This window comes from Lysobacter sp. Root604, from assembly GCF_001427505.1.
GTDB lineage: Bacteria > Pseudomonadota > Gammaproteobacteria > Xanthomonadales > Xanthomonadaceae > Lysobacter.
Map to the genome: position 1 here is coordinate 282,066 of NZ_LMGS01000009.1, position 25,711 is coordinate 307,776.

A 25,711-nucleotide genomic window follows, 5' to 3' on the forward strand; every position below is an offset into this window, starting at 1 on the left:
ACGAACCGCAGGTTCGTACGCCACCGAACGCCAGCAGGCTATGCCTGCTGGCCGGGGGGGATTTGCTTTCACCGCGAATACCTCAGACCGCACGCGACAACGCAGCCCACGGGGTCAGGCAGGATGAGTAAGAAGCAGGTGTTCCAATTCCGCGAAGCGCCGCGCGAGATGCCGGCGCGGATTCCGCTGGCGCTGCGCCAGGGCGGCGACTGGGGCGAGTTGTACGGGCGCTTCGGCGAGGCCGAGGCCAAGAAGCAGGCGGGCCGCTGTCTGGACTGCGGCAACCCCTACTGCGGCTGGGCCTGCCCGCTGCACAACTACATTCCGAACTGGCTGGAGCTGGCGCGCGAGGGCCGCATCGACGAAGCCGCCGCGCTGTGCCACGAAACCAATCCGCTGCCCGAGATCTGCGGCCGCGTGTGCCCGCAGGACCGTTTGTGCGAGGGCAGCTGCACGCTCAACGACGGCTTCGGCGCGGTCACCATCGGCGCGGTCGAGAAGTACATCGTCGACAAGGCCCTGGACGGCGGCTGGCGTCCGGACCTGTCGACCGTGCAGCGCCTGGGCAAGCGCGTGGCCGTGGTCGGCGCCGGACCTGCCGGTCTGGCCTGCGCCGACCGCCTCGCGCGCGCGGGCATCGACGCGGTGGTGTTCGACCGCTACGAGGCCATCGGCGGGCTGCTGCATTTCGGCATTCCCAGCTTCAAGCTGGAGAAGTCGGTGATCGCCACCCGCCGCGAGGTGCTGGAAGGCATGGGCGTGGAGTTCCGCCTCGGCGTCGAGATCGGCCGCGATATCGCCTTCGACACTCTGTTGGCCGACTTCGACGCGGTGTTCCTGGGCCTGGGCAGCTACCGCTATACCGACGGCGGCCTGCCCGGTCAGGACCTGACCAACGTGCTGCCGGCGCTGCCGTTCCTGGTCCAGAACGGGCGCCTGGTGCAAGGCGAGGCGATGACCGCCGGCCGCGCGATCGCGGGCTGGGAAGATCACATCGAACTGCCCGACCTGCACGGTAAGCGCGTGGTCGTGCTCGGCGGCGGCGACACCGGCATGGACTGCGTGCGCAGCGCGGTGCGCCTGGGCGCGGCCGAGGTCAGCTGCGTATACCGCCGCGACGAGGCCAACATGCCGGGCTCGGCGCGCGAGGTCGCCAACGCGCGCGAGGAAGGCGTGCGCTTCCTGTTCAACCGTCAGCCCTTGGCCTTGTTGGGCGAGGACCGGGTCAGCGGCGTGCGCGTGGCCGAGACCGTGCTGGGCGCGCCCGACGCGCGCGGCCGCCAGCGCGCCGAAATCGTGGCGGGCAGCGAATCGGTGCTGGAGGCGGACGTGGTGGTGATCGCGTTCGGCTTCCAGCCCGATCCGCCGGCCTGGCTGGCCGCGCACGGCATCGAGCTGGAAAGCGACGGCCGCATCCGGGTGCCGAACACCGGCGGCTGTAAGTCGCGCCGCAGCGAGGTCGCGCAGACGCGGCCGTACCAGACCACGCATCCGCGGGTGTTCGCGGGTGGCGATGGCGTGCGCGGCGCGGACTTGGTGGTGACGGCCGCTTACGAGGGGCGCGAGGCGGCGGCGGGGATCGTGGCGTTGCTGCGGGAGGCGGCGGTGGTGGCGCCGCTGGAGATCTTGGCTACGGAAATGGGTTGAGAGTCTCAAGGTGAGTTTGCTGCCCCGCGCGCCCTCACCCCAACCCCTCTCCCGCTAGCGGGAGAGGGGCTTCAGAGCGGAAAAGACTGAAGCACGAAGCCTTGCTGTCCCTTCTCCCGCCTGCGGGAGAAGGTGCCCGGAGGGCGGATGAGGGCAGCCTTTACCGCCCTGGACCCACATCGATAAACCGCAGGAACTCCGCGCGCGTGCGCGCGTCCTCGCGGAAGGTGCCGAGCATCTTCGAGGTGATCATGCTCACGCCGCGCTTGTGCACGCCACGCGTGGTCATGCATTCGTGCGCGCCTTCGATCACCACGCCCACGCCCAGCGGCTGCAGCACGTCCTGGATCGACTGCGCGATCTGCGCGGTCATCTTCTCCTGGACCTGGAAGCGGCGCGCATAGGTCTCGACCACGCGCGCCAGCTTGCTGATGCCCACCACCTTGCCGTTGGGCAGATAGCCGACGTGGGCTTTGCCGATGATCGGCGCCATATGGTGCTCGCAATGGCTTTCGAACTCGATGTCGCGCAGCACGATCAGCTCGTCGTAGCCGGCGACTTCCTCGAAGGTGCGCGCGAGGTAGTCGCGCGGGTCGTCGTCGTAGCCGCTGAACCAGTCGCCGTAGGCCTCGACCACGCGCTTGGGCGTGTCGAGCAGGCCCTCGCGGGCGGGGTCTTCGCCGGCCCAGGCCAACAGCGTGCGCACGGCCGATTCGGCCTGTTCGCGGGACGGCTTGTTCTTGTCGTCGGCCATGACGCAGCCTCAGCAATGGGGGATGGGCATCCTACTCCACTGCGCTCGGGCATCGGAAACACACTGTGTTCCGTCCCCGCGCCGGCTCAGCCCGCTTCCAGCGCCGGCAGCGCCGCCGCGGGCGCGATGCCGACCGTGTTGCGACCGGTGTTGCGGGCGCTGAGCAGGGCGTGCTCGGCGCGGTCGAGCAGGCTCTGCACGGGCTCGCCGCGCTGGGCCATGGCCAGGCCGACGCTGGCGCTGACCGCGATCTCGTGGCCGTCGATGCGGAACGGGCGCTGGCCGAAGGCGTCGGCCAGGCGCCGGCCCAGCAGCTCGCAATCCACACGCTCGCATTCGGCCACCACCGCGAAGCTGTCGCCGCCCATGCGCGCGATGGTGTCGTCCGGGCGCAGCACCCCGCGAATGCGCGCGAGCGCCTGTTGCAGCAGGGCGTCGCCGATCGCGCGGCCGTAGCGGGCGTTGATCTCGCCGAAGCCGTCCAGGTCCAGCAGCAGCAGGCCGTGATGCTTGAGCCCCAGGCTGCCAGGCGCCGACCAGGTCTCCAGCAGCAGGCGCAGCGCCGAGGCGTTGAGGGTGCCGGTCAGCGGATCGCGGTCGCCGGACTGGCGCGCCAGCAGGGACAGGCGGTGGCGATTGGCCGCGTGCTGGCTCAGCGCCAGCGCCAGCACGCCCGATTCCAGCACCGCCGCCAGGGCCAGGCCGCGGTCGGCCCACTCGGCGCGGCCGACGCCGAAGGGATAGGCCGCGAGCACACCGACGAACAGCAGCAGCGGCGTCCAGCCCAGCAGGTAATAGCCCGCATACGGCGCACCGCGGCGCCAGGCCATGATCGCGGCGGCGAACATCAGCGGAATGCCGACCAGCAGCAGGGCGTTGCCGCCGATGTACCAGAAGTCGTGCACGCGCTCGCGCAGCGCCAGCAGCACGGCCAGCCACAGGATGTTGGCCCACTGCACCGTGCGCACCAGCACCGCCAGGCGCGGCAGCAGGCGCGGCAACTCCAGGAAGCGCAGGCTGAAACCGAGCTGGAAGATCGTGGCCAGCGTGGCCAGGGTCCAGGTCACGGTCAGGCGGCCGCTGGCCAGCCCGGCCAAGCCCCACATCTCGGCCGCATCGCCGGACACCAGCAGCAGGTAGATCGCCGCGCAGGCCAGGTAGGCGCCGTAGGCCATGTAGACCAGGTCGCGGAAGGCGTACCAGATCGCGATCATCGCCACCGCCATCAACATCATCGCGGTGAACGCGGCGACCATGAAGCGCGAATCGCCGCGCTCCTGGCGCGCCAGCTCGGGCACGGTCGCCAGACGCAGGCTCAGCGCCTCGGCGGTATTGCCGCCCACGCGCAGATAGGCGACGTCGCCGCGGGTCCAGCCGTTGGGCAGCGGCAGCACCCAGCCGCGCCGCAGCAGCACCGGGCCGCCGTTCTCGGCGTCGTTGACGATGCGCGGCGGCGCGCCCGGCGGGTAATAGGTGACCGGCCCGCGCACGCGCGCGCCGCGCAATACCAGCAGTTGGCTTTCGCTGGCGGCGATGTCGCGGTCGGTGGTCAGGCGGATCCAATAGCCGGCCTCGCGGCGCGGCATGGTCAGGTAGACCAGGTCGCCGGGCGCCTCGGCGACCGAGCGCTCGGTCACCGGCGCCGAGGCCGGTGGCCCGTCGAGTTCGCCCTCGGTCAGCAGCAGCTCGGCCTTCAACGATTGCGCCATGGCCGGCATGCAGGCGAACGCCAACGTCAGCGCGAGCATGGCGCTGCCCCAGATCCTGCGCATCCGTCGATTCCCCAGCGGCATGGACGGAGTCTAGCGTCTGCAGACGCGCTCGGCCGCATCGGCGGGTAACATTGCGCGATCGAGGCTCGCCGCGACCGCCGCGAGCATCGGCGGCCTTAGCGGCGACCGCGCCCGCTGGCCTGACGCTGCTCGCGGCGGTGCCGTTCGGCCGCGCGCTGGGTCAGCGCGATCATCAGCACGCCGGTTTCCATCACCACCGCCAGCAGCAGTCCGCGTTCGATCAGGTAGGAGTTGCCGAGGCCGAAGGTCTTGGCCGCGACCAGCCCGGCGAACAGCATCAGCGGCGTCCAGCCGATCAGGTAATAGCCCGCGTACGGAGAGCCGCGCCGCCAGGCCACGATCGCCGCATAGACGATGATCGGGATCGACAGCAGCAGCAGGACGTTGCCGACCACGTACCAGTGTTGGTAGACGAAGTCGAACATCAACACCAGCGCCGCCAGCGCGAGCGCGTTAGCCCACACGATCGCGTGCAGCGCGGTCGCCGCGCGCGGCAGCAAGCGGGGAAGTTCGAGGAAGCGCACGGTGAAGCAAAGTTGGAACATCGTGGTCAAGGTAGCGACGAACCAACCCGCACCGTCGCGCTGCACCGCCGAACCGAACCATTCGACCGGTATCTTGATCCAGGCCGTCATCAACAGCAGGTAGATCGACAGGCAGATCATGTAGCCGCAGTAGTACAGGTACACCGAATCGCGCGACGCCACCCAGAAGCCGGCGACCACCAGGGTCATCGTCAGCATCAAGGCGTACACGACGATCGCGAACCGACGATCGCTCTCCAGTTCGCGCATCAGCACGGCGCGATCGGCCAGAGCGATATCGAGCATGGTGTCGTTGCGTGCGGAAATCTGGGCGTAGGCGACGCTGTGGGCGCTCCAGCCCGCCTTCAGCGGCAGCGCCCAGCCGCGCCGCAGCAGTCGGGGGCCGTCGTCGCGCACATAGCCGATCAGCGACAGCCGCTCCGATCCAGGCGGATAGTAAGCGACCATGCCGTAGGCCTGCGGACTGCGCAGCACCACCACGCGCTGGCTGGCGGCGGGGATATCGCGGTCGATCGACAAACGCAGCCAGTGCCCATCCGGGCTGCGTGGCAGCTCGATACGCATCGGGACATCGGGGCCCGCGGCGGTCCAGCGCTGCACCGCCCGACTGGCATCGGGACGCGACCACCTGCTGCCGTCGGCCTGCAGACGTTCGACCGTCAGCGTCTGGGCGCCGGCCGCCGCCGCGAACAAACCGACCAGCACGGCCAGCATCGCGATCCATGCAGTCCTCATGTCCCTATGCATGCCGGTCTCTTGCCGTCTGTTCGTATCGGCAGTCTAACGATTCAGGGCGGCGCCGGCCTCGTTTTCAGCGTGTGCCGATGGCGTGCCGCCGCGCGCTGAGTCAGCGCCAACACCAGCACGCCCGATTCCAACACCACCGCCACCACCAGGCCGCGTTCGGCCCACTCGATGTCGCCCAAGCCGAAGGTCTTGATCGCGATCAGGGCGGCGAAGGCCATCAGCGGCGTCCAACCCAGCAGGTAATAGCCCGCGTACTCGGCGCCGCGGCGCCAGGCCACGACCGCCGAATACACCAACAGCACGATCGTCGCCAGCAGCAGGCCGTTGCCGCCCAGGTACCAGTACATATAGACCGTCTGAAATGCCGTCAGCAACACCAGTAGCCAGGCCAGATTGAGCCATACGATGGCGCGCAGGATCGCCGCGATGCGCGGCAACCAGCGCGACAGTTCGAGAAAACGCAGGCTGAAGGCGATCTGGAACACCGTCGCCAGGGTCGCGGCCGCCCAGGCCGCGCCGTCATGGCGCGCGGCGGAACTGCCCCAGCTGATTGGAATTTCGATCAGCTTGGACAGCAGCAACAGGTAGCACGAGATGCACACCGTATAGCCGCAGTAGTACAGATATACCGCCTCGCGCGTCGTCGCCCACAAGCCGGCGACGAGCAGGGTCATCAGCAGCAAGGCCGAGTACGCCAGGATCGCGAAGCGGCGGTCGCTCTCGTGCTTGCGCGCCATCTCGGCGCGGGTCGACAGGCTCAGGCTGAGGGCGCTGGAAATATGTCCCTGCATGCGCAGATAGATCGCGTCGCCGTGCTTCCAGCCCTCGCTCAGAGGCAGATCCCAGCCCAACTGCAATAGAGTCGACTGGTCGTGCTGCACGGGACTGATCACGGTTCTGCGGGCGGACCCCGGCGGGTAGTAGCTCAGAGACCCGTAGGTGCGTGCGCCCGCGATGGAGACCGTGCGTCGTTCGCCGGCGCCGATGTCGCGATCGACGGTCAGGCGCAACCAGTGGCCGATGGGCTGGCGCGGCAGCTCGAGGCGGATCGTGTCCTTCGGCGTCGCCGCAGTCCAGCGTGCGAGCGTCGGCGCGCTCAGCGGCCGCTCGCGCTGCAACTGGTCCACGCGCAGCACTTCCACCGTGAGCGACTGCGCGGCGGCGGGCGTCGCGAACACGGCGGCCAATGCGATCGACAGCGCGATCCAGGCCGATATCCAGCTTGCGCGCATACAGGGTCCCGACAGCGATGTCGGCGGGAAGTCTAGCCCTTGGGCATCGGGAATACAGTGAACCCGGCGCGCAAGCCGGACATCGCCACGCGCACTCCGTCGCGCAGCGGGACGATCGGGTAAAGAAAGCCGATGAGCCGGCGGCGACGTATTCGAGGGGGAGGGACTGACGCCATCCACCGGCTCATCGGTAAACAGACGGAACGACGGCGCGTCGGTCGCTCCATCGGTCCAACCATCGCGGCGAATGCGCGCCGGGCCGGCAGCGCATTACCGCGACATCGCGCGGCGTTCCGGTCGAGCGGAGCGCCGCGGCCAGCGAAAAACCGGCCCGCCACCAGGAGGCGGGCCGTGCGACGGCCGGGCCGACCGCCGCAAAACCGCTGCCTCAGCGCGAGGCCACGTCTTCGCGCAGAGGCGTGCGCGAAGACCAACCGCCGGCCAGCGCCTTGTACAGCGCGACCGCGCCGGTGACGCTGCGGGTACGGCCGTCGGCGAAGGCGTCCTGCGCCTGCAGTTGGGTGCGTTCGGCGTCCAGTACTTCGAACAGGTCGGCCGCACCGGCCTCGTAACGCACGCGTGCGAGCTGCGCGGCCTTGGCGCTGTCGATCGCGGCGCGTTCCAGGTGGCCGTCCTCGACGCGCGCGCGGCCGTAGCGGACCAGCGCGTTCTCGGTGTCCTCCAGCGCCAGCAGCACGGCCTGCTGATAGCGCGCGAGTTCGCCGGCGGCGTCGGCATCGCTGGCGGCGATGCGCGCGCGCACGCGGCCGATGTCCAGGAACGACCAGTCGATGCCCAGCGCGACCAGACGGGTTTCGCTGGCACGTTCGAACAGCGCGCTGCTGTCGATCGCCTGACTGCCGATCAGCCCGCCCAGGGTGAAGCGCGGGAACAGGTCGGCGGTGGCCACGCCGATGCGCGCGGTGGATGCGTGCAGGCGGTGTTCGGCGGCGGCGACGTCGGGACGGCGGCGCAGCAGATCGCCGGGCGTGCCCGCGTCCAGCAGCGCCGGCAAGGCCGGCAGCGGCTGCTGCGGTTCCAACTGGGCGATCAAGGCGTCGGGGGTTCGGCCGGTCAGCACCGCCAGGCGGTGCATGGCGACGGCGACCTGGGCTTCCAGCGCCGGCACGCGCGACAGCGTGGCCTCGAGCTGGGCGCGCGCGCGCGAGGTATCGAACTCGGTGCCGCGGCCGGCGCTGAAGCGCGCGTCGACCAGGCGCAGAGTCTCGCGCTGGTTGTCGGCGTTCTCGCGCGCCACCCGCAGGCGTTCCTGCAGGCCGCGCAGTTCGACGTAGCCGCTGGCGACCTCGCCCACGATGGTGACCTGCAGGGCCTGCAGATCCGCCGCGGTGGCCCAGGTATCGGCGCGCTGGGCCTCGACGTTGCGGCGCACGCGGCCCCACAGATCGAGCTCCCAGCTGGCGTTGACCCCGGCGCTGTAGCTTTCGTTGTCGCGGCCGGCCGCGGGCACGCCCGGCAGCTGGTCGCTGCTGGAACGCGCGTCCTGGGCGTTGGCGCTGGCGGTCAGGGTCGGGAAGCGATCGAACTTGGCGCCACGCAGCAGCGCGTTGGCGCGGTCGTAGCGCGACAGGGCGATGCGCAGGTCGTGGTTGGCCGACAGCGCCTCTTCGACCAGTTGGGTCAGCATCGGGTCGTTGAAGCCGCGCCAGAACTCGACGTCGGTTTCCGGGCTGGCGGTGGTGGACGCCGCGGTGGCGGCGACCACGGCGGTTTCGCCGGCGTGGGCGAAGTGGTCCGGCGTGGCCAGGGTCGGGCGCACGTAGTCGGGGCCGACCGCGCACGCGCTCAGCAGCGCCGCGGCGACGCCGAGCGCCAGGGTACGGATCACCATGGCAGGGATTCCTCGAGGTGGTAGTAGCCGCCGTTGGGGCCGGCTTCGTCGATCAGCGCCAGACGCACGCTGGTGCGCGCACCGTCGGGAATGCTCATGTCGCCGTTGGCGTTCATGTCGGTCTTCACCGAGCCGGGGTGCAGGGTGTTGACCTTGTGCGGGGTGTCGCGCAGCTCGTAGGCCAGGTGCGCGGTCCAGGCGTTCACCGCGGTCTTGGAGACGTTGTAGGCCGGCACCTTGTAGTGATAGATCGGCGAGGCCGGGTCCTGGTGCAGCGCGATCGAGCCCAGGATGCTGGACACGTTGACGATGCGCGCGGCCGGCGCCTTGTGCAGCAGCGGCAGGAAGGCCTGGGTGGTCGCGATCAGGCCGAACAGATTGGTGTTGAAGGTTTCCAGCCAGATGTCCAGGCTCTGCTGCGAGGGCTTGAGCTGGCCGTCGTCGCGGAACACGCCGGCGTTGTTGACCAGGATGTCGAGACGGCCGTGCTTGGCGGCGACCTCTTCGGCGGCGGCGGCGATGCTGCTGTCGCTGGTGACGTCCAGCGCGATCGCTTCGACCGGCAGGCCCTCGGCCTGCAGCTGCAGCGCGGCCTCGACCGCCTTGCCGCGATCGCGGCCGGCCAGCAGCACGTGCACGCCTTCGCCGGCGAGCTGGCGCACGGTCTCCAGGCCGATGCCGCGGGTGGCGCCGGTGACCAGCGCGATCTTGGAAGCGTGTGGGTTAGCCATGGGAGAGTTCCTTGATTCGTGGGGGACGGACCGGATCCGGTCCGAGGGCCCGGCGGTGGAGGAGCCCACCGCCAGGCCTTGCATCGTGGGCGTGCGCCGATCAGGCATGCGCGGAGGCGGCGTGATCGGCCGAGTGGTTGACCAGCGGCTTGCTGCCGGCCAGCTTGCGCAGGGCGACGTAGAACACCGGGGTCAGGAACAGACCGAACAGGGTCACGCCCAGCATGCCGGCGAACACGGTGATGCCGGTGACCGAGCGGATTTCCGCACCGGCGCCATGCGACAGCACCAGCGGCACGGTGCCGGCGATGAAGGCGATCGAGGTCATCACGATCGGACGCAGACGCAGGCGGCAGGCTTCCAGCGCGGCTTCGATGATGCCCTTGCCCTGCAGTTCCAGTTCGCGGGCGAACTCGACGATCAGGATGGCGTTCTTACACGCCAGGCCCATCAGCACGACCAGACCGACCTGCACGAACACGTTGTTGTCGCCGCCGGTCAGCCACACGCCGAGCAGCGCGGACAGCATGCACATCGGCACGATCAGGATCACCGCCAGCGGCAGGGTCCAGCTTTCGTACAGCGCCGCCAGCACCAGGAACGCGAGCAGGATGGCCAGCGGGAACACGATCAGCGCGGCATTGCCCTGGCTGGCCTGCTGGTAGCTCAGGTCGGTCCATTCGATTTCCATGCCGTGCGGCAGCACCTTGGCGGCCACGTCCTTGACCACGTCCATGGCCTGGGCCGAGGACATCACGCGCGGATCGACGTCGCCGGCGATGTCGGCGGCCGGGTAGCCGTTGTAGCGCAGCACCGGGTCGGGGCCGTAGGTCTGCTTGACGCTGACCATGGAACCGATCGGCACCATCTCGCCGCGGTCGTTGCGGGTACGCAGGTTGGCGATGTCCTCGACGCTGTCGCGGAACGAACCGTCGGCCTGTGCGATGACCTGCCAGGTGCGGCCGAACTGGTTGAAGTCGTTGACGTAGGCCGAGCCCAGGTAGGTCTGCAGGGTGTCGAACAACTCGGTCAGCGGCACGCCCTGCGCCTTGGCCTTGACGCGGTCGACTTCGGCGTCGAGCTGCGGCACGTTGGCCTGGTAGGTGCTGTTGGCGTAGCCCATGCCCGGGGTTTGCATGACTGTGCCCTGGAACGCGCTGACCGCGTTCTGGAGCGCGCCGTAACCCAGGTTGCTGCGGTCCTCGATGAACATCTGGTAGCCCGCGCCGTTGCCCAGGCCGAGGATCGGCGGCGGCATCAGGGCGAAGGTGAAGCCTTCCTGGAAGCCGCCGATCTTCTGGTTGAGCTCGGCGGTGATCTCCACCGCGCTACGGCTGCGCTCGCTGAAGGGCTTGAGCGGCAGGAACGCCACGCCGGTGTTGGGCGTGTTGGTGAACTGCACCGCGTTCAAGCCCGGGAAGGCCATGGTGTTCTGCACGCCGTCGATCTTGCCGGCGATGTCGGTGACCTTCTTCAGCAAGGCGTCGGTGCGCGCGATCGAGGAACCTTCCGGCAACTTCACCGCCGCGATCAGGTACAGCTTGTCCTGCAGCGGGATGAAACCGGCCGGCACCAGCTTGAACATGAAGCCGGTCGCGACCAACAGCACCGCGTACACCACGAACACCGCGCCGCGCTTGCCCAGCGCACGCGAGACGGCGCCCTGGTACTTCTGCGAGCTGGAGGCGAAGAAGCGGTTGAACGGACGGAAGATCCAGCCGAACAGACGATCGATCAGACGCGAGGGCGCATCCTTGGCGGCGCCGTGCGGCTTGAGCAGACGCGCGGCCAGGGCGGGCGACAGGGTCAGCGAGTTGATCGCCGAGATCACCGTCGAGATGGCGATGGTCACCGCGAACTGCTTGTAGAACTGACCGGTCACGCCCGACAGGAACGCCATCGGCACGAACACCGCGCACAACACCAGCGCGATCGCGACGATCGGGCCGGACACTTCCTTCATCGCCTGATGCGCCGCGGCCAGCGGGGTCAGACCTTCCTCGATGTTGCGCTCGACGTTCTCCACCACCACGATCGCGTCGTCGACGACGATGCCGATCGCCAGCACCAGGCCGAACAGGGTCAGGGTGTTGATCGAGAAGCCGAGCAGGTACAGGGCGGCGAAGGTGCCGACCACCGAGACCGGCACCGCCAGCAGCGGGATGATCGAGGCGCGCCAGGTCTGCAGGAACAGGATCACCACCAGCACCACCAGCGCGATCGCCTCCAGCAGCGTGGTCACCACGGCCTTGATCGAATCGCGCACGAAGATGGTGGTGTCGTAGACGGCTTCGTACTTGATGCCTTCCGGGAAGCTCTTGGACAGGCGATCCATGTTGGCGATCACCTGCTCCTGGATCTCCAGGGCGTTGGCGCCCGGCGACTGGAAGATACCGATGCCGACCGCGTTCTTGCCGTCCAGCTGCGAACGCAGGCTGTAATCGCCGGCGCCCAGTTCCAGACGGGCGACGTCGGACAGGCGCACGATCTCGCCGTCGTTGCCGCTCTTGACCACGATGTTGCCGAACTCTTCCTCGCTCTGCAGACGGCCCTTGGCGTTGATCAGGGTCAGGAAGTCGCTGTTGGGCATGGGCTCGGCGCCGAGCTGGCCGGCCGAGACCTGCACGTTCTGCTCGCGCATGGCGCGCAGCACGTCGCTGGCGGTCAGACCGCGCGAGGCGATCTTGTCCGGGTCCAGCCACACGCGCATGGCGTAGTCGCCGCCACCGAAGATCTGCGCGTCGCCCACGCCGGACAGGCGCGCCAGGGAATCCTTGACGTGCAGACGGGCGTAGTTGCGCAGGTACAGGGTGTCGTACTTGCCGTTGGGCGAGGTCAGGTGCACCACCATCAGGAACACCGGCGCCTGCTTCTGGGTCGTCACGCCTTGCCGGCGCACGTCCTCGGGCAGTCGCGCCAGCGCCTGGCTGACGCGGTTCTGCACGCGCACCGCCGCATCGTCCGGATCGGTGCCCGGGCGGAAGGTGACGGTGATGGCCAGCACGCCGTCGGAACCGGCGACCGACTTGATGTACATCATGTCCTCGACGCCGTTGATCGCTTCCTCCAACGGCGTGGCGACGGTTTCGGCGATGACCTTCGGGTTGGCGCCCGGGTACACCGTGCGCACCATCACCGAGGGCGGTACCACTTCGGGATATTCGCTGATCGGCAGGATCGGTATCGCGATCAGGCCGGCGGCGAAGATCACGATCGACAGCACGGCAGCGAAGATCGGCCGATCGATGAAAAATTTGGAAAAGTCCATAACGGATTCCTTGGTGCGGCATGTAGCCGCATGAGTCCCCGGCCGACGCCGCGGCGTCGGCCTTGATTGCGGAAACCTGGCCGGAAGGCGGCCGACGCCCGCGCGTGCGGGACGTCGGCGGCCTGCCTGTGCTTGGTGTTCGGCTAGCGGTCCGCAGTCATACGGTCGTGCGTCACTTCGCGCCGGCGGTGCTGGCGACCGGCTGACCCGGCACCGGCGCGGATGCGCCCATGACGATGGTCTTCGGGGCCACCGGCGCGCCGGGGAAGAAGATCTTCTGCACGCCGTGCACGATCACCTTGTCGGTCGGCGCCAGGCCCGACTGGACCACGCGCAGACCGTCGATCATGCGACCGAGCACCACGTCCTTGCGGACCGCTTCGCTCTTGGCGCCGAGCACGTAGACGTACTTGCGGTCCTGGTCGGTGAGCACGGCCTTGTCGTCGATCAGCATGGCCTTGAAATCGCCGCTGCCTTCCAGCTGCACGCGCGCGAACATGCCGGGCGTGAACATCCGGTCCGGATTGGCCACCACCGCGCGGGCGCGGATGGTGCCGGTGGTCGGATCGACCTGATTGTCGGTGAAGTCGACCGCGCCTTCGTGCGGATAGCCGGCTTCGCTGGCCAGGCCGACGCGGACCGGGTTCTTGTTCTCGGCGCGCTCGCCCTTGCGGGCCAGGTCGTTGTAACGCGAGTAGGTCTGCTCGTCGCTTTCGAAGTAGATGTACATCGGATCCTGCGAGACCAGGGTGGTCAGCAGGGTCTGATCGGCCTGGGCCAGGTTGCCGACGGTGGTCAGCGCACGGCCCGCGCGGCCGCTGATCGGCGCGCGCACTTCGGTGAAGGTCAGGTCCAGCTGGGCCGAGGCCACCGCGGCCTCGGCGGCGCGCACGCCGGCGTTGCCCTGGGTGGTCGCGGCGCGGCGGGTCTCGAACTCTTCGCGCGAGATCGCCTTGGCCTCGACCAGGGTCTGGGCGCGCTGGTCCTGGGTCTGGGCCAGGCGCGCTTCGGCGCGCGCGCGTTCCAGTTGGGCCTGGGCGCGGTTGAGCTCGGCGCGGTAGCGGCGCTGGTCGATCACGAACAGCAGATCGCCCTTCTTGACCTCCTGGCCTTCCTTATAGGCGACGCGCTCGACGTAACCGCTGACGCGCGGGCGCAGTTCGACCGATTCCACCGCCGCGACGCGGCCGGTGAATTCGTCCCACTGGCGGACCTGCTTGCTCAGCACCTGGGCCACGCTGACTTCCGCCGGCGGCGGCATGCCGCCACCACCGGATTCGGCGGCCTGGCTGCCGCAGCCGGCCATGGCCAGCGCAATGACGACGCTCGCGGCCAGCGCGAGTACGGGGAGCCCGGGGCCGGCGCGGCCGGAGCGGGCGAGGACTTTGCGAGGGCTCATTGTGGGGAGGGTTCCTGGTTGGTTTTCGAAGTGGTGATCGCTTTCAGCAGCGCGCGTGCGTCTTGCAGACAGCGTTGCGTTTTGGAGTCGACGGGGCTATCCGGATCTTGCGTAGCGGTCGCTGGCGTCGTCGATTCGGCGGCGGCTGGCTGCAAGCGCGCGGTCTGGGCCGCCGGCGGTGCGGGTTCGCGGTCGATGTCGTCGGACAGATCGACCGCATAAGAAGGCAGCGTGCCGGGGCCGAGCGCGCGCGCGTAGGTGACGATCGCGCGCGCCGGTTCGCTGCGTTGTTCGGCCTGTTCGATCAGCGCCAGCGCGCGCTGGCCGATCGACAGGGCGCTGGGCCATTCCGGGCAGGCATGGCAGCCGTTGAGCTCGGTGCGCACGGGCATGTCGACCGCGAGCAGCTGCACGCGCACCGACATCTGCCGGGCTTCGTCGTGCAGCACGCGCGCCAGCATGCGCAGCGCGGCCGCGCCGATCGAGCGATGGCCGTAGCCGGCCCAGGGGTGTTCGCTGCCGGGGCCGCCGATCAGCACGTAGCTGCCGCCGCGGTCGCCCTCGGCCAGCAGCGGCAGCAGGTGGCGGGCGGCGGCCAGGTGCGGCAGCAGGTCTTCGTCGAGCTTGCGGCGCAGGAACGCGGCCGGGTGATCGAGCAGGCGGCCGCGCTCGTTGCTGCCGCAGACCGCGGCGACCACGCCGGCCAGCGGGCGCCCGAGCTTGCGCAGGGCGCGCGCGAGCTTGGCGCCGTCGGCGTCGCTGGCGACCGAGCCGCTGAGCACGGTCAGGTCGGCCTCGGGGTAGGCCGCTCGCAATAGCTTGAGCTCGCGGCCGCCGCGGGCCACCGCGATCACCGGCCAGCCGGCCTTGATCGCGGCCTGGACCACGCCGCGGCCGACGCCGCCGGTGGCGCCCAGGATCACCAGGGGGGATTTCATTGTCCCGCTCCCGGGATTTTTTCTCCCATCAGCGGGATGGTTTCGCGGCGGGTGTGGTGGGACAGCAGGGCGCCGATCGCCGGCAGCACCAGCATCGCGGTCGGCAGGGCGACCGTGAAAGCCAGCACCCAGGCCAGCATCCAGGCCTCTTCCGTGCCTTCGGACAGGCCTTGGCGGAACACGATGGCGGCCAGCACGATCAAGGCTGACATCGCTATCATCATCAGCGGCAGGAAGGCGAGGCGGGCTTGGCGGGCGGTCAACATGGGGGCGGCAGGGGGTTCCGGGTGTGCGACAAAGACTAGGCGCACGAACGGCACTTGATTAGCCGTTGATTCAGGGAATAATTGTCCCGACATCGGGCTAATGCCCGGCTCGGCCCCCTAGCCAGTCCCGAGACGGCCCCTCCCGTCATCCCACATCCGGAGTCCCCCATGGCCCGCGATCTCAACGACACCCTGATCTTCGTCAAGGTGGTCGAGCACGGCAGCTTCATCTCCGCAGCGCGTGCGCTGCGGCTCCCCAAGACCACGGTCAGCCGCAAGGTGCAGGACCTGGAGGCGCGCCTGGGCGCGCAGCTGCTGCATCGCACGACCCGCAAGCTCGGCCTGACCGAGGCCGGCAACATCTATTACGAGCACTGCCAGCGCATCGCGCGCGAGCTGGACGAGGCCGAAAGCGCGGTCGGCCAGCTCCAGGGCGGCCCGCGCGGCTGGTTGCGCTTCACCGCGCCCTACTCGGTCGGCATCACCTGGATCGCGCCGCTGCTGGGCGAGTTCCACGCGCGCCACCCCGAGGTGCGCCTGGAGATGCTGCTGACCAACGAACCGCTGGACATCATCGACAAGGAAATCGACGTCGCCCTGCGCGTGGGCGAGCTGCCCGACTCCAACCTGATCGCGCGCCGCCTGGCGGTGTTCCGCACCCAGGTCTACGCCAGCCCGAACTATCTGGCCCGCCACGGCGAACCGCTGCACCCGGACGATCTGCAGCATCACCGTACCCTGGCGATGCAGAAGTCGCGGCGCAACGGCGCCTACGTGTGGACGCTCAGCGACGGCGACCGCAGCATCGACTACCGCGTCGATCCGGTGCTGGTGGCCAACGATCCGGGCGCGCTCAAGGGCGCGCTGCTGTGCGGCGAGGGCCTGATGCTGGCCAGCGACGTCACCGTCAAGGCCTATGCCGAACAAGGCTACGTGCAGCGCGTGCTGGCCGGCTGGACCGGGCCGGAGATGGACTTCAACGCGGTGTTCCCGCGCGGCCAGGTGCAGTCGCCCAAGGTGCGCGCCTTCGTCGACTTCCTGGTCGAGCGGCTGAACTTCGACGCCGACTACATGCAGGTGCTGTGCCCGGACCGCCAGCGCTTCCGCAAGGCCTCCGAGGACGCCTCGGCGGCGATCGCGGCCGAGCTGGCCAAGGTCGCCAAGCAGCGCCCCAGCAAGGCCTCGCCGGAAGTCGAGGTCGATGCGATCGTGGCCGGCGCGGTGCACGACAGCGAGGATGCGGAGCTGGCCTGAGCCGGCTTCGAATACGACTGCGGCCGTAGGGTGCGGTGAGCGTAGCGAACCGCACCATCGCCATACCCGGCCGGCCGCGCCAGTGCGGTTGTCGCCGCGCCCTACCAGTCCGATGTGCTCCTTCTTTCTTTAGCCCCTCTCCCGCTGGCGGGTTGAGGGTCGGTGCAGGCGCTGGGCTCCAACCTCATGCACTGCCCTCATCCGCCCTTCGGGCACCTTCTCCCGCAAGCGGGAGAAGGGACGGCTAGTGGCGGGAGCGGGGCTAGCGCAAGCGCGCCGCCAACCCCGACACCCGCATCGCATGGCGCGATAGCGCCGCGCGCAGCACCGCCTCGCTCGCGCACAGATGCAGCTCGCGGCGCGCGCGGGTCATGCCGGTGTAGAGCAATTCGCGCGACAGGCTGCGCGCATCCGCGCGCGGCAGTTGCAGCCACACCCGGTCGAACTCCGAGCCCTGGGCCTTGTGCACGGTCATCGCGAACGCGCCCGTGTGGGCGGGCAAGGCGGCCGGGTAATAGCCGCGCACGCCTTCGCTGCCGCCGGCGAACCAGACCACGCTGCCCTCGCCGTCGGCGGGACGCAGGCAGACGCCGATGTCGCCGTTGAACAGACCGTGGCGGTAGCTGTTCTCGGTGATCAGCAGCAGGCGGCCATGGAAGTAGGCCGCGCGATGGCTGCCGGCCAGCGCCTCTTCGATGCGCGCGTTCAAGGGCGCGGCGCCCTGCGCACCGTCGCGCAGCGCGGTCAGCAGGCGCACGCGGCCGGCCAGGGCCAAGGCCTGGGCGGGGTCGTCGACCGCGGCCAGCGCACGCCATTCGCCGAGCAGGCGCTCGCGGCCGGCACCGACCAGCGGATCGATCGCGTCCTCGTGGAAACTCACGCCGCGCAGCGCGCCGTCGCGCAGCAGGGCCAGCGCGGTGTCGGCATCGCCGGCGCGGGTGGCTTCGGCCAGCGGCGCCAGGTCCAGGCTGTCGGCCTGGCGGTAGCCGCGTTGCAGGTGCACTCGGTGGCCGGCCAGCGGCGCGGCGGCGGTTTCCGCGATCGGCCCCTCGCCGAGCAGTGGTTGCAGCAGGCGTTCGATCGACGCCGGCAGCGCCTCGTCTTCGCCGGCCGCGTCGACGATCGCGGCCAGCACGTCGCCGGCTTCCACCGACGGCAGCTGGTCGCGGTCGCCGAGCAGGATCAGGCGCGCGCCGTCGGGCACGGCCTCGACCAGTTTGCACATCAGCGGCAGATCGACCATCGAGGCTTCGTCGATCACCACCGCGTCGTAGGCCAGCGGATCGCGCGCGTCGTGGCGGAAGCGCGGGCTGTCGGGCAGGCTGCCGAGCAGACGATGCAGGGTGCGCGCCTCCACCGGCAGCGCGTCGCACCAGGCCGGGTCGACGCCGGGCAGCATACGCAGGGTGGCGGCGGCGGCGCGCAGGCTTTCGGCCATGCGCTCGGCAGCGCGGCCGGTCGGCGCCGCCAGCGCGATCCGCGGCGGCGGCGCGCCCGCGCGCTGCGCCTGCGCGATCAACAACAACAGCAGACGCGCGACCGTGGTGGTCTTGCCGGTGCCGGGCCCGCCGGTGACCAGCAGCAGCGAACGCGCCAAGGCCAGCGCGGCCGCGCGCGCTTGGTGGTCGCCGTCGCGTGCGTGCGGAAACAAGCTCGCGAACAGGGGCGCGAGCGCGGCGGTGTCGGCCGGCGGCGACGCTTGCGCGGCCAGCGCGCGCAGGCGCGCGGCCAGGCGGCGTTCGTATTCGCGGTAACGACGCAAATAGAGCAGACCGCGCTCCAGCACCAGCGGCGCGCCCGGATCGGCGATGCCGTCGTCGCCGGGCTGGGCGATCCAGGGCGAGGCGCGCAACGCCGCCAGCCATTGCGCGGGTTCGACCAGCACCGCCGCGCCGATGTCCTCGTCGGGTCGGGCGACATCGAACGCCGCATGGCCATCGGCGATCGCGCGCGCGGCCAGCGCGGCGCCGGCCTGCACCAGCTCGGGCGTGGCCGGATCCAACCGGCGCAGCGATTGCGCCAGCGCGTGATCGACGCTGCGCACCAAGCCGCGCCGCAGCAGGGCGTCGAGCAGGCTCATGGCGCGCCACCCGCGCCGCCGAACAGCGCGTCCAAGGCCTCGACCAGCGCGCGCGGCGGCACTTCGGCGTGGATGCCCGCGCCTTCTTCATCGGATCGCATCGGATCCAGACCGCGGCAGAACAGATAACGAGTGCCGCCGAAATCGCGCGCGTAGTCGTAGTCGGCGCCGAGCCGGAAGCGCAGCCAGCGGTGCAGGGCCAAGGTGTAGATCAACGATTGCAGGGTGTACTCGCTGTCGTCCATCGCGCGCTCGATCGCGGCCGCGTCGTAGGACGGCAGGCGGTTGGTCTTGTAGTCGAGCAGGTAATAGCGGCCTTCGTGCGCATAGACCAAGTCGATCTTGCCGGTCATCAGACCATCGAGCCGGCGCCGATGGCCGAAGGCCTGGCGCGCGCGCAGCCAGCCGTGCGCGTGCAGCAGTTCCAGCAGGGCCGTGGTGGAGGCGTCGTTGAGCGCGAAATGGAATTCCATCTCGGCGCGCAAGGCGGCCGGCGGCAGGTCGGCCAGGCGCGCGCCTTCGGGCAGGGTCGCGGTCAGGGTCGCGCCGACCAGGCGCGCCAGCGTGTCCAGGCCGCCGTCGTCGACGTCGGCCTCGGTATAGCCCTGTTCGTGCAGGGCCGTGCGCAGCAGCGCCTCCTGTCCGTCGGGTATCGCGCCCAGGCGGCGCCAATCGCCCCAGGCGGCGAAGTCGCAGCGCTCCAGCGCGGTGTGCACGGCGTTGCCGAAGCGGCTGCCGGAGAAGCGCAGCTCCATCGCGTCGATCGGCAGCTCGCTGGGCGCGGGCAACGCCAGCGGCTCGGGTTCGTCCTGCGCGCCGTGTTCGTCCTGGACCCTGCTGCCGGCGTCCTCGCGGGTGAGCTGGGTGAAGCTGTGCACCCACCAATCGCGCGGCAGCCCGCGGCGCAGGCTGCGCGCGGACGGCACCGCCGCGGGCGCGATCGGAGGCAGCGGTGCGGGGCGCGGCTCCAGCGCGCGATCGTCGATTTCGATATCGCCGGCGTCGCCGCTGTCCAGCGCCTCGGGCGCATCCAGCATCGGCGCCAGCGGCGTCGATGCGCTCAGGTACAGCGGCCCGGTCGCCAGCCACAGCGCGTGGCGGGCGCGGGTCAGGCCGACATAGAGCAGGCGCGCGTCCTCGGCGGCGGACTCGCGCGCGGCGCGCACGCGCGCCTCGCCCCAGACCGGCGTGCCGGCGTCGTCGTGCTCGCCTTCCAGTTGCAGCACGCGGCCGTCGTCGTCGGGGTATTCGCAGTGACGCCCGCCGCGCGGCTCGCGACCGATCGCGGCGAACGGCAGGAACACCAGGCCGAACTCCAGGCCCTTGCTCTTGTGCAGGGTCAGGATCTGCACGCGGCGCGCGTCCGATTCCAGACGCAGCTGCTGTTGTTCGTCGTTGTCGTCGGCCTCGGCGATACGCAGGCGCAGCCAATCGACCAGGCCGTGCAGGCCCAGCGCCTGGGCGTCGGCCTCCTGCAGCACTTCGCCCAATTGCAGCAGATTGGTCAGGCGGCGTTCGCCGTCGCCCAAGGCGAGCAGGCGCGGCGCCTGCTGCGCGCACAGGTCGGCGACCAGGGCCAGTGGGCCGTGACGCTGCCAGCGTTCGCGCCATTCCAGCGCGCGCAGCTGCCAGTCGCGTTGCCAGGCGTCTTCGACGTCCATGCGCGCGATCGCACGCGCGTCCAGGCCCAGGAACACGCTGGCCAGGGCGCCGCGCAGGCGGCCGTGATCGCCGGGTTGGAGCAGGGCCTCGAACAGCGCCAGCAACTCCAGGGCCTGCTCGGTCGCGAACACGCTCTGGCGTCCGGCCGCGACCGCGGGGATGCCGGCGGCGACCAGGGCGCGCTGCATGCGCGCGGCCTCGTCGTGGCTGCGCACCAGCACGGCGATGTCGGCCGGTTGCAGCGCGCGCCCGTCCAGCGTGGCCTGCCCGGCGCGCGCGTCGGCGAGCCAGGCGTGGATCGCGGCCACGCAGGCGCGCGTGGCCAGCTCGCGCGAGTCCGGTGCGCTCCATTGCGCGCGGCCCTTGGCGGAGCCGACGCCGTCGTCGGGCGCGGGCAGGCGGCGCAGGGTCAGCGCGGGCGCGCGCCGGCCGTGACGCGACAGGGCCGCGTCGGCGACGCTGCCGCCGGGCTCGACTTCGAGGAAGCGGATGCGCGCGTCGACGAAGGCGTCCGCGCCCGCGCGTTGGTACAGGGCCTGCACCGCGCGCAGCAGCGACGGCCGCGAACGGAAATTGCGCAGCAGCGGCGGCGCCAGCTCGGCCTGGGCCGCGGCCGCCAGATAGGTGTGCACGTCGCCGCCGCGGAAGCCGTAGATCGCCTGCTTGGGATCGCCGATCACGAACAGGCTGCCGCCTTCGCGCCCGTCGGGCCCGAACACACGTTCGAAGATCGCCCACTGGCGCGCGTCGGTGTCCTGGAATTCGTCGACCAGGGCGACGGCGTACTGCGCGCGCAGCCGCGCGACCAGGGCGCCGGCATGCGGGCCGCTCAAGGCCTGGGCGACGCCGTCGATGAGATCGTCGTAGGTCTGCACGCGGCGCACGCGCTTGAGCTCGGCCAGGCGCGCGGCGGCGTCCTCGCGCACGCGGTGGACCAGGGCCAGGCCCTGCGCGTCCAGCCATTGCGCGCGCGCGGCCGCGGCCTCGAGATAGTCGGCGATGGCGACGAACAGCGGCGAGCTCGGGGTCTGCGCCTGCTTGCCCTTGTTGGTGCGCTCGGCGAGCGCGGCCGGGGTCATGCGGTCGATGCGCGGCTCGATGCGCGCGGCTGCGTCTTCGTTCGCGCACCAGCGCGTCAGCGCCTCGCGCAGCGCGCCCGGCAATTCGGCGCGCCAGGTCTGGCCGTTGAGCACCTTGGCGGCCATCGCGGCTTCGATATCGTTGAAGGCCTGTGCGCCGTGCTGGCGATAGCGCTCGCGCAGGGCGGCCGCGCGCGCCTGCAGCAGCGGCAAGGGATCGGGCGTGGGCGCGGGCAGCGCGGGCTTGAGGCGCGCGGCGCGCAGCAGCGGCCCCAAGTCCGCGGCCAGGGCGGCGGGACCGGCGGGCCAGCGCGCCTGCAGCTGTTCGGCCGCGACCGCGTCGGTGCCCAGCGAGCGCCACAGATCCACCGCGACCTCGTCGCGCAGGTCGCGATCGCTGCCGATCATCTCCGGGGCCAGGAAGGCCTGGCCGGTCTCCAGCGCGTGTTCGCTGAGCACACGCGCGCAGAAGCCGTGGATGGTCACCACCGCGGCCAGGTCGATCTCGCGCGCGGCGCGGGCCAGGCGCGCGCGCAAGGCCGACGGTGCTTCCTCGCGCAAACGCGCGGCGATCAGCGCGCGCGTGACCGCGCGTTCGCCGTCGTCCTCGCCGATGGCCAGGGCCGGATCGTCGGCGGCGATGCGCGCGGCCAGCAGCAGGCGCTTGCGCAGGCGCTCGCGCAGTTCCTGGGTGGCCGCGTCGGTGAAGGTGACCGCGAGGATCTGGCCCACGCGCAGGCCGCGCTCGATCACCAGGCGCGTGACCAAAGTGGCCAGGGTGTAGGTCTTGCCGGTGCCGGCGCTGGCCTCGATCAACTGCAGGCCGTGCAGCGGCAGGCGCAGGTAGGCGTCGTCCGCGCCGGGCTCGGGCGCCGGCGGCGGCTCGTCGAACAGATCGCGCGTATGCCCGCTCATCGCGCGTCCTCTTCGCTGCGCGCGTGCACCACGGCGTCGAACACCAGCCGCGCGATCGCGCGGAATTCTTCGGCCAGGTCGGCGCCGTCCGCGTTCGCCGCGGCGAACGGGTCGCGGCCGCGCAACGCCAGGCGCGCGCCGCTGGCCTCGGCTTCGCTCCAGCTGTGAGTGCCGCCGTGCCATTGCAGCGCGGCCTGGTTCCAGGCGTCGCGGCCCTCCGCATCGGCCGCGTACCACAGCCAGCCGGCGCGCGGCAGGAACGGCAGCGGCTCACGCAGACCGTGCGCGCGCAGGCGCAGCAGCGCGTCCAGCGCGGCGCGCGCCCGCGCGGGCGATGCGGCGGCGCGCAGCTGCGGGCCGACGCCACCGGCTGCCTCCGCGAACTGCGCCAAGGGACGCGCATCGCCCAGCGCCGACAGCACCAGCCAGTCCAACCCGTGGGCGATCTGCGCGGGCCCGTGCAGTTTGCCGAAGCGCAGGCGCGCCAGCCCGGCGGCGTAGAGATCGTCGACGCGGCCGTGCAGGCGGCCGGCACCGAGCTCGAGTTCGAAGTGCTGCGACTGCGGCGCCTGCTGTTCGCGCCACTGCGCGAAGGCCTCGGCATAGGGGCGCACTTCCGCGAGCAGGCTGTCGAGCTGGCGCCGGCCCAGCGGACCTGACGGCAGCAAGGCGCGCGCGCGCAGTTGCGCCTGCAGATCCTCACCGCGTCCGGCCAGCAGGGCCTCGTACACCGCGTACTGCAGTTGCTGGCGCTGCAGGCCGCGACCGGGCAGCAGCAGCGGCTCGACATCGTCGACGGCGGCGCCGGCGTCGGGCAGGCGCAGGTTGAGGCGCTGGCGCAGGAAGGCGCCGGGCGGATCGCGCAGGAAGGCGCGCAGATCGGCCAGGGCGATGGCCGGCGCGGTCGCATCCATCGGCGCCAGCGGCGCGTCGATCCAGGGCCCGAGCTCGATGCGGGCCTCGCCGCCCGCTTGCGCGGCGGGCTGCCACTCGCCGCGATAGCTGTAGCGGCGCGGTTCCGGCGCGGCCTCGCCGTGGTCGCCGGCGCCGAACGCGGCCGGCGAGAACGGCTGCAAGGGCTCGCGCACGGTCAGCGCGGCGCGCGCGAGGTCCGGTGCCTGGTGGTAGCGCGCGGCCACGTCCAGCAGTTCCGACACCAGCGGCGAGGGCTCGCGCAGGCTGCCGTCGCGCGGGTCGGCGCCCAGGTAGCTCAGGTACAGCACCTCGGAGGCGGCCACGAACAACTGCAGGAACAGAAAACGATCGTCCTCGCGCAGCGAACGGTCGCCGTGGCGGCGCGCGGCGGTGCCCAGCTCGGCGGCCAGGCGGTTGAGGCCGCCGACCGGATCGCGGCGCGGGTAGTCGCCGTCGTTCATGCCGAGCAGGCAGATCGCGCGGAACGGGATCAGGCGCATCGGCACCATGCGGCCGAAGCTCACGCCGCCGGTGAGCAGCGGCGCGCGCGTGTCGGCCTCGCCGAGGGCGGCGCGGAAATGCGCGCGCACCACTTCGGCCGGCACCGGCGCATCGAAGCCGGCGCGGGCAGCATCGCGCGCGAAGGTCTCCACCAGCAGACGCAGGCGCTCCAGGGTGCGTTGATCGCCGGCGTCGTGCGGGCGCCGCGGCAGCAGCGCCTGCAGCAAGCCGAGCAGGCGGTCGCGCCACTGCGCCGGCGGCATCGCCGCGCTCAGCGCGCGTTCGTTGCGCGCCAGCACGCGCAGCAAGCGGATCAGCGCGTCCAGGGCGTCCAGGGCGCTGCCTTCGAGCTCGGTATAGGGCGCGACGCCCGCGATGTCCTCGTCGGCGCCGCTGGCGTGCCCGATCAGCAGACGATCCAGAGCGAACCGCCACGTGTAAGCGTCGTCGGCCGGAGCGTCGTGGCGTGCGCGGTGGGCGTCGTCGATGCCCCAGCGCGCACCGGCCTCGTGCAACCAGGTGTGCAGGCGCTCCAGCGCCGGCGCATCCAGGCCGGCGGCGGCGGCGATCGCCGGCGCGGCCAGCAGGTCGAGGATCTCGCTGAGGCCGAAGCGCGAGACCGGCAGCGCGAGCAGGCGCAGAAACACGTCGGCCAGCGGCTCGGCCGCGAGCGGGCTCACGTCGGCCAGCGCATACGGAATGAAGCCCGGGCGCCCGGCCAGGCCGCCGAACACCGCCGCGATGTGCGGCGCGTAGGGATCGATGTCGGGCGCGAGCACCGCGATCTCGCGCGGCTGCAGCGGCGGATCGAAGCGCGGGTCCTCGAGCAGGCCGCGCAGTTGATCGTGCAGCACCTGCACCTCGCGCAGGCGGGTGTGGCAGGTATGCACCTGCAGGCTGGGGTCGGCGCTATCGACCGCCGCGCGCCAGCCCGGCACCGCCGGCGCGCGCCGATGCAGCAGGTCGCGCTGCAGGCGCCGCAGCAGGCTGTCGCGCGCGGGATCGTCGGCGGGGTCGGTTTCGGGGTCGGCGTAGGCCGCGATCTCGCCGGAGGGGTGCACCACTTCGTAACCGCCCAGCACCGCCATGAAGTCGCGGCCGGCCGCGCCCCAGGCCTGCAGCAGCGGGTTCTCGTCGGCCTCCTGCGCCGACGCGTCGGCATCGAGCAGGCGCAGGCGTTCGCCGTAACTGGCCAGATCGCCCCAGTATTTGCGGCTGGGCGTGGGCAGATAGAAATGCAGCACGCCGGCGCGGGCCTGGGTGGCGATCACGCGCAGCACGTCGGGCGAGACGTTGAGGGTGGCGAAGGCGAACAGGCGCGGCGGCAGACCGTCGGGCACCTCCGCGCCGTCGCCGCCGTAGCGCGCCAGATAGTCGCCGATGCGACGCGCGCGGTAGCGGCTGGCGCCGGCGACGCGGCGCCACAGCGCGGCCTGAGCATCGTCGCGATCCTGGCCTTGGTCCCAGGCGCGCAGCCAATCGCGGCGCCAGGCCTGGTATTTCTCGAACAGGCCCGCCAGCTCGCCGGCCAGCGACCAGGGCTTGAGCGGGTCGGCGCCGGACAGATAGGCGCGCAGCTCGGCCAGCGCCGGTTCGCGCAGCGCGGCCGGATGCGAGAGTTCCTTATAGAGCCGCCAGCGCAGCGCCTCGGCGCCGATGTCGTCCTCGATGCCGGCCACGTTGGCGTCCAACGCGCGCTGCACGAACTCGCCGGGGGTCAGGAATTCCAGGTTGGCGGCGATCCCGTAGGTCTGGGCCAGGGTCGCCTGCAGCCAGCGCCGCATCGCCACCTGCGGGATCAGCACCACCTCCGGCGCCAGCACCGACCGCCCGGGCACGGGCGTGCGCAGTTCCTGTGCCAGCAGTCCAGCCAGCACGTCCAGCGCATTGGAGTGGTAGAGGCGGAAGTCGGGACGGCCGGGCATCGCGACATCTTGCCGGAATCGGGATTGGGGAATGGAGAATCGGGACTGGCTACGACGACCCGCGTCACCCCCGATTCGTCATTCCCGCGAAGGCGGGAATCCAGTGACTTGGTCGACCTGCCGCTGGCGACGCGACCGCCATAGCGCCGTGGAAATCATCTGTCTCGGCCGTTCGCGCACGACGCCGGCACACGCGCTGAAGTCACTG

15 protein-coding genes are annotated in these 25,711 nt (G+C 70.9%); 2 read left to right on the top strand and 13 right to left on the bottom strand.

The window, feature by feature from the left end; genetic code table 11:
• The first annotated feature begins 123 nt into the window (after nt 1-123).
• Entirely contained in the window at nt 124-1,647 is a 1,524-nt protein-coding gene (locus ASD69_RS09615; protein WP_056177272.1) for an FAD-dependent oxidoreductase, read from the top strand.
• A gap of 160 nt (nt 1,648-1,807) precedes the next feature.
• On the opposite strand, the gene folE is transcribed toward ASD69_RS09615, so the two are convergent.
• The 10 genes from folE to ASD69_RS22980 form a co-directional block, all read right to left on the bottom strand.
• Nucleotides 1,808-2,401: a GTP cyclohydrolase I FolE gene (gene folE / locus ASD69_RS09620; RefSeq protein WP_056177274.1), complete on the bottom strand. Its 594-nt coding sequence runs from the start codon at nt 2,399-2,401 to the stop codon at nt 1,808-1,810.
• Between the two features lie 86 nt (nt 2,402-2,487).
• On the bottom strand, nt 2,488-4,173 hold the full coding sequence (locus ASD69_RS09625) for a diguanylate cyclase (RefSeq protein ID WP_056177277.1): 1,686 nt from the start codon (nt 4,171-4,173) through the stop codon (nt 2,488-2,490).
• A 116-nt stretch (nt 4,174-4,289) separates the two neighbouring features.
• Nucleotides 4,290-5,474 (bottom strand): 7TM-DISM domain-containing protein, encoded by a 1,185-nt coding sequence (locus ASD69_RS09630; protein ID WP_162250640.1) that lies wholly within the window; start codon nt 5,472-5,474, stop codon nt 4,290-4,292.
• 53 nt (nt 5,475-5,527) lie between these two features.
• Nucleotides 5,528-6,718 (bottom strand): 7TM-DISM domain-containing protein, encoded by a 1,191-nt coding sequence (locus ASD69_RS09635; protein WP_056177281.1) that lies wholly within the window; start codon nt 6,716-6,718, stop codon nt 5,528-5,530.
• A 388-nt stretch (nt 6,719-7,106) separates the two neighbouring features.
• Nucleotides 7,107-8,570, bottom strand: a complete 1,464-nt coding sequence (locus ASD69_RS09640; protein ID WP_056177283.1) for an efflux transporter outer membrane subunit — start codon at nt 8,568-8,570, stop codon at nt 7,107-7,109.
• On the bottom strand, nt 8,564-9,301 hold the full coding sequence (locus ASD69_RS09645) for an SDR family oxidoreductase (RefSeq protein WP_056177285.1): 738 nt from the start codon (nt 9,299-9,301) through the stop codon (nt 8,564-8,566). Before ASD69_RS09645 ends, ASD69_RS09640 begins: the two co-directional genes overlap by 7 nt.
• Nucleotides 9,302-9,401: 100 nt before the next feature.
• Complete coding sequence (locus ASD69_RS09650) at nt 9,402-12,569, bottom strand: multidrug efflux RND transporter permease subunit (RefSeq protein ID WP_056177287.1); 3,168 nt, start codon at nt 12,567-12,569, stop codon at nt 9,402-9,404.
• 172 nt (nt 12,570-12,741) lie between these two features.
• Nucleotides 12,742-13,968: an efflux RND transporter periplasmic adaptor subunit gene (locus ASD69_RS09655; protein WP_082576406.1), complete on the bottom strand. Its 1,227-nt coding sequence runs from the start codon at nt 13,966-13,968 to the stop codon at nt 12,742-12,744.
• Nucleotides 13,965-14,906 (bottom strand): SDR family oxidoreductase, encoded by a 942-nt coding sequence (locus ASD69_RS09660; protein ID WP_056177289.1) that lies wholly within the window; start codon nt 14,904-14,906, stop codon nt 13,965-13,967. Before ASD69_RS09660 ends, ASD69_RS09655 begins: the two co-directional genes overlap by 4 nt.
• Nucleotides 14,903-15,265, bottom strand: a complete 363-nt coding sequence (locus ASD69_RS22980) for a DUF2798 domain-containing protein (RefSeq protein WP_082576407.1) — start codon at nt 15,263-15,265, stop codon at nt 14,903-14,905. The genes ASD69_RS09660 and ASD69_RS22980 overlap by 4 nt, the downstream gene beginning before the upstream one ends.
• 75 nt (nt 15,266-15,340) lie before the next feature.
• Here ASD69_RS22980 and ASD69_RS09670 point away from each other — a divergent pair, with 75 nt between their 5' ends.
• Complete coding sequence (locus ASD69_RS09670) at nt 15,341-16,426, top strand: LysR family transcriptional regulator (protein ID WP_056177292.1); 1,086 nt, start codon at nt 15,341-15,343, stop codon at nt 16,424-16,426.
• A gap of 262 nt (nt 16,427-16,688) precedes the next feature.
• On the opposite strand, the gene recD is transcribed toward ASD69_RS09670, so the two are convergent.
• Genes recD through recC form a run of 3 tightly spaced genes read right to left on the bottom strand, consistent with a single transcriptional unit; the run spans nt 16,689 to nt 25,503 of the window.
• Nucleotides 16,689-18,506: an exodeoxyribonuclease V subunit alpha gene (gene recD, locus ASD69_RS09675; protein ID WP_056177294.1), complete on the bottom strand. Its 1,818-nt coding sequence runs from the start codon at nt 18,504-18,506 to the stop codon at nt 16,689-16,691.
• On the bottom strand, nt 18,503-22,162 hold the full coding sequence (recB, locus tag ASD69_RS09680; RefSeq protein WP_082576408.1) for an exodeoxyribonuclease V subunit beta: 3,660 nt from the start codon (nt 22,160-22,162) through the stop codon (nt 18,503-18,505). The genes recD and recB overlap by 4 nt, the downstream gene beginning before the upstream one ends.
• The gene (recC, locus tag ASD69_RS09685; RefSeq protein ID WP_056177296.1) at nt 22,159-25,503 is read right to left on the bottom strand and encodes an exodeoxyribonuclease V subunit gamma; all 3,345 of its coding nucleotides are present in this window, start codon (nt 25,501-25,503) and stop codon (nt 22,159-22,161) included. Before recC ends, recB begins: the two co-directional genes overlap by 4 nt.
• Nucleotides 25,504-25,711: the final 208 nt, after the last annotated feature.

Coding starts and splice junctions, on each gene's coding strand:
- ASD69_RS09615 (WP_056177272.1), top strand. CDS start 124: ATGAGTAAGAAGCAGGTGTTCCAATTCCGCGAAGCGCCGCGCGAGATG.
- ASD69_RS09650 (WP_056177287.1), bottom strand. CDS start 12,569: ATGGACTTTTCCAAATTTTTCATCGATCGGCCGATCTTCGCTGCCGTG.
- recB (WP_082576408.1), bottom strand. CDS start 22,162: ATGAGCGGGCATACGCGCGATCTGTTCGACGAGCCGCCGCCGGCGCCC.
- ASD69_RS09635 (WP_056177281.1), bottom strand. CDS start 6,718: ATGCGCGCAAGCTGGATATCGGCCTGGATCGCGCTGTCGATCGCATTG.
- recC (WP_056177296.1), bottom strand. CDS start 25,503: ATGCCCGGCCGTCCCGACTTCCGCCTCTACCACTCCAATGCGCTGGAC.
- ASD69_RS09655 (WP_082576406.1), bottom strand. CDS start 13,968: ATGAGCCCTCGCAAAGTCCTCGCCCGCTCCGGCCGCGCCGGCCCCGGG.
- ASD69_RS09670 (WP_056177292.1), top strand. CDS start 15,341: ATGGCCCGCGATCTCAACGACACCCTGATCTTCGTCAAGGTGGTCGAG.
- ASD69_RS09630 (WP_162250640.1), bottom strand. CDS start 5,474: ATGAGGACTGCATGGATCGCGATGCTGGCCGTGCTGGTCGGTTTGTTC.
- folE (WP_056177274.1), bottom strand. CDS start 2,401: ATGGCCGACGACAAGAACAAGCCGTCCCGCGAACAGGCCGAATCGGCC.
- ASD69_RS09625 (WP_056177277.1), bottom strand. CDS start 4,173: ATGCGCAGGATCTGGGGCAGCGCCATGCTCGCGCTGACGTTGGCGTTC.
- ASD69_RS09660 (WP_056177289.1), bottom strand. CDS start 14,906: ATGAAATCCCCCCTGGTGATCCTGGGCGCCACCGGCGGCGTCGGCCGC.
- recD (WP_056177294.1), bottom strand. CDS start 18,506: ATGAGCCTGCTCGACGCCCTGCTGCGGCGCGGCTTGGTGCGCAGCGTC.
- ASD69_RS09640 (WP_056177283.1), bottom strand. CDS start 8,570: ATGGTGATCCGTACCCTGGCGCTCGGCGTCGCCGCGGCGCTGCTGAGC.
- ASD69_RS09645 (WP_056177285.1), bottom strand. CDS start 9,301: ATGGCTAACCCACACGCTTCCAAGATCGCGCTGGTCACCGGCGCCACC.
- ASD69_RS22980 (WP_082576407.1), bottom strand. CDS start 15,265: ATGTCGGGACAATTATTCCCTGAATCAACGGCTAATCAAGTGCCGTTC.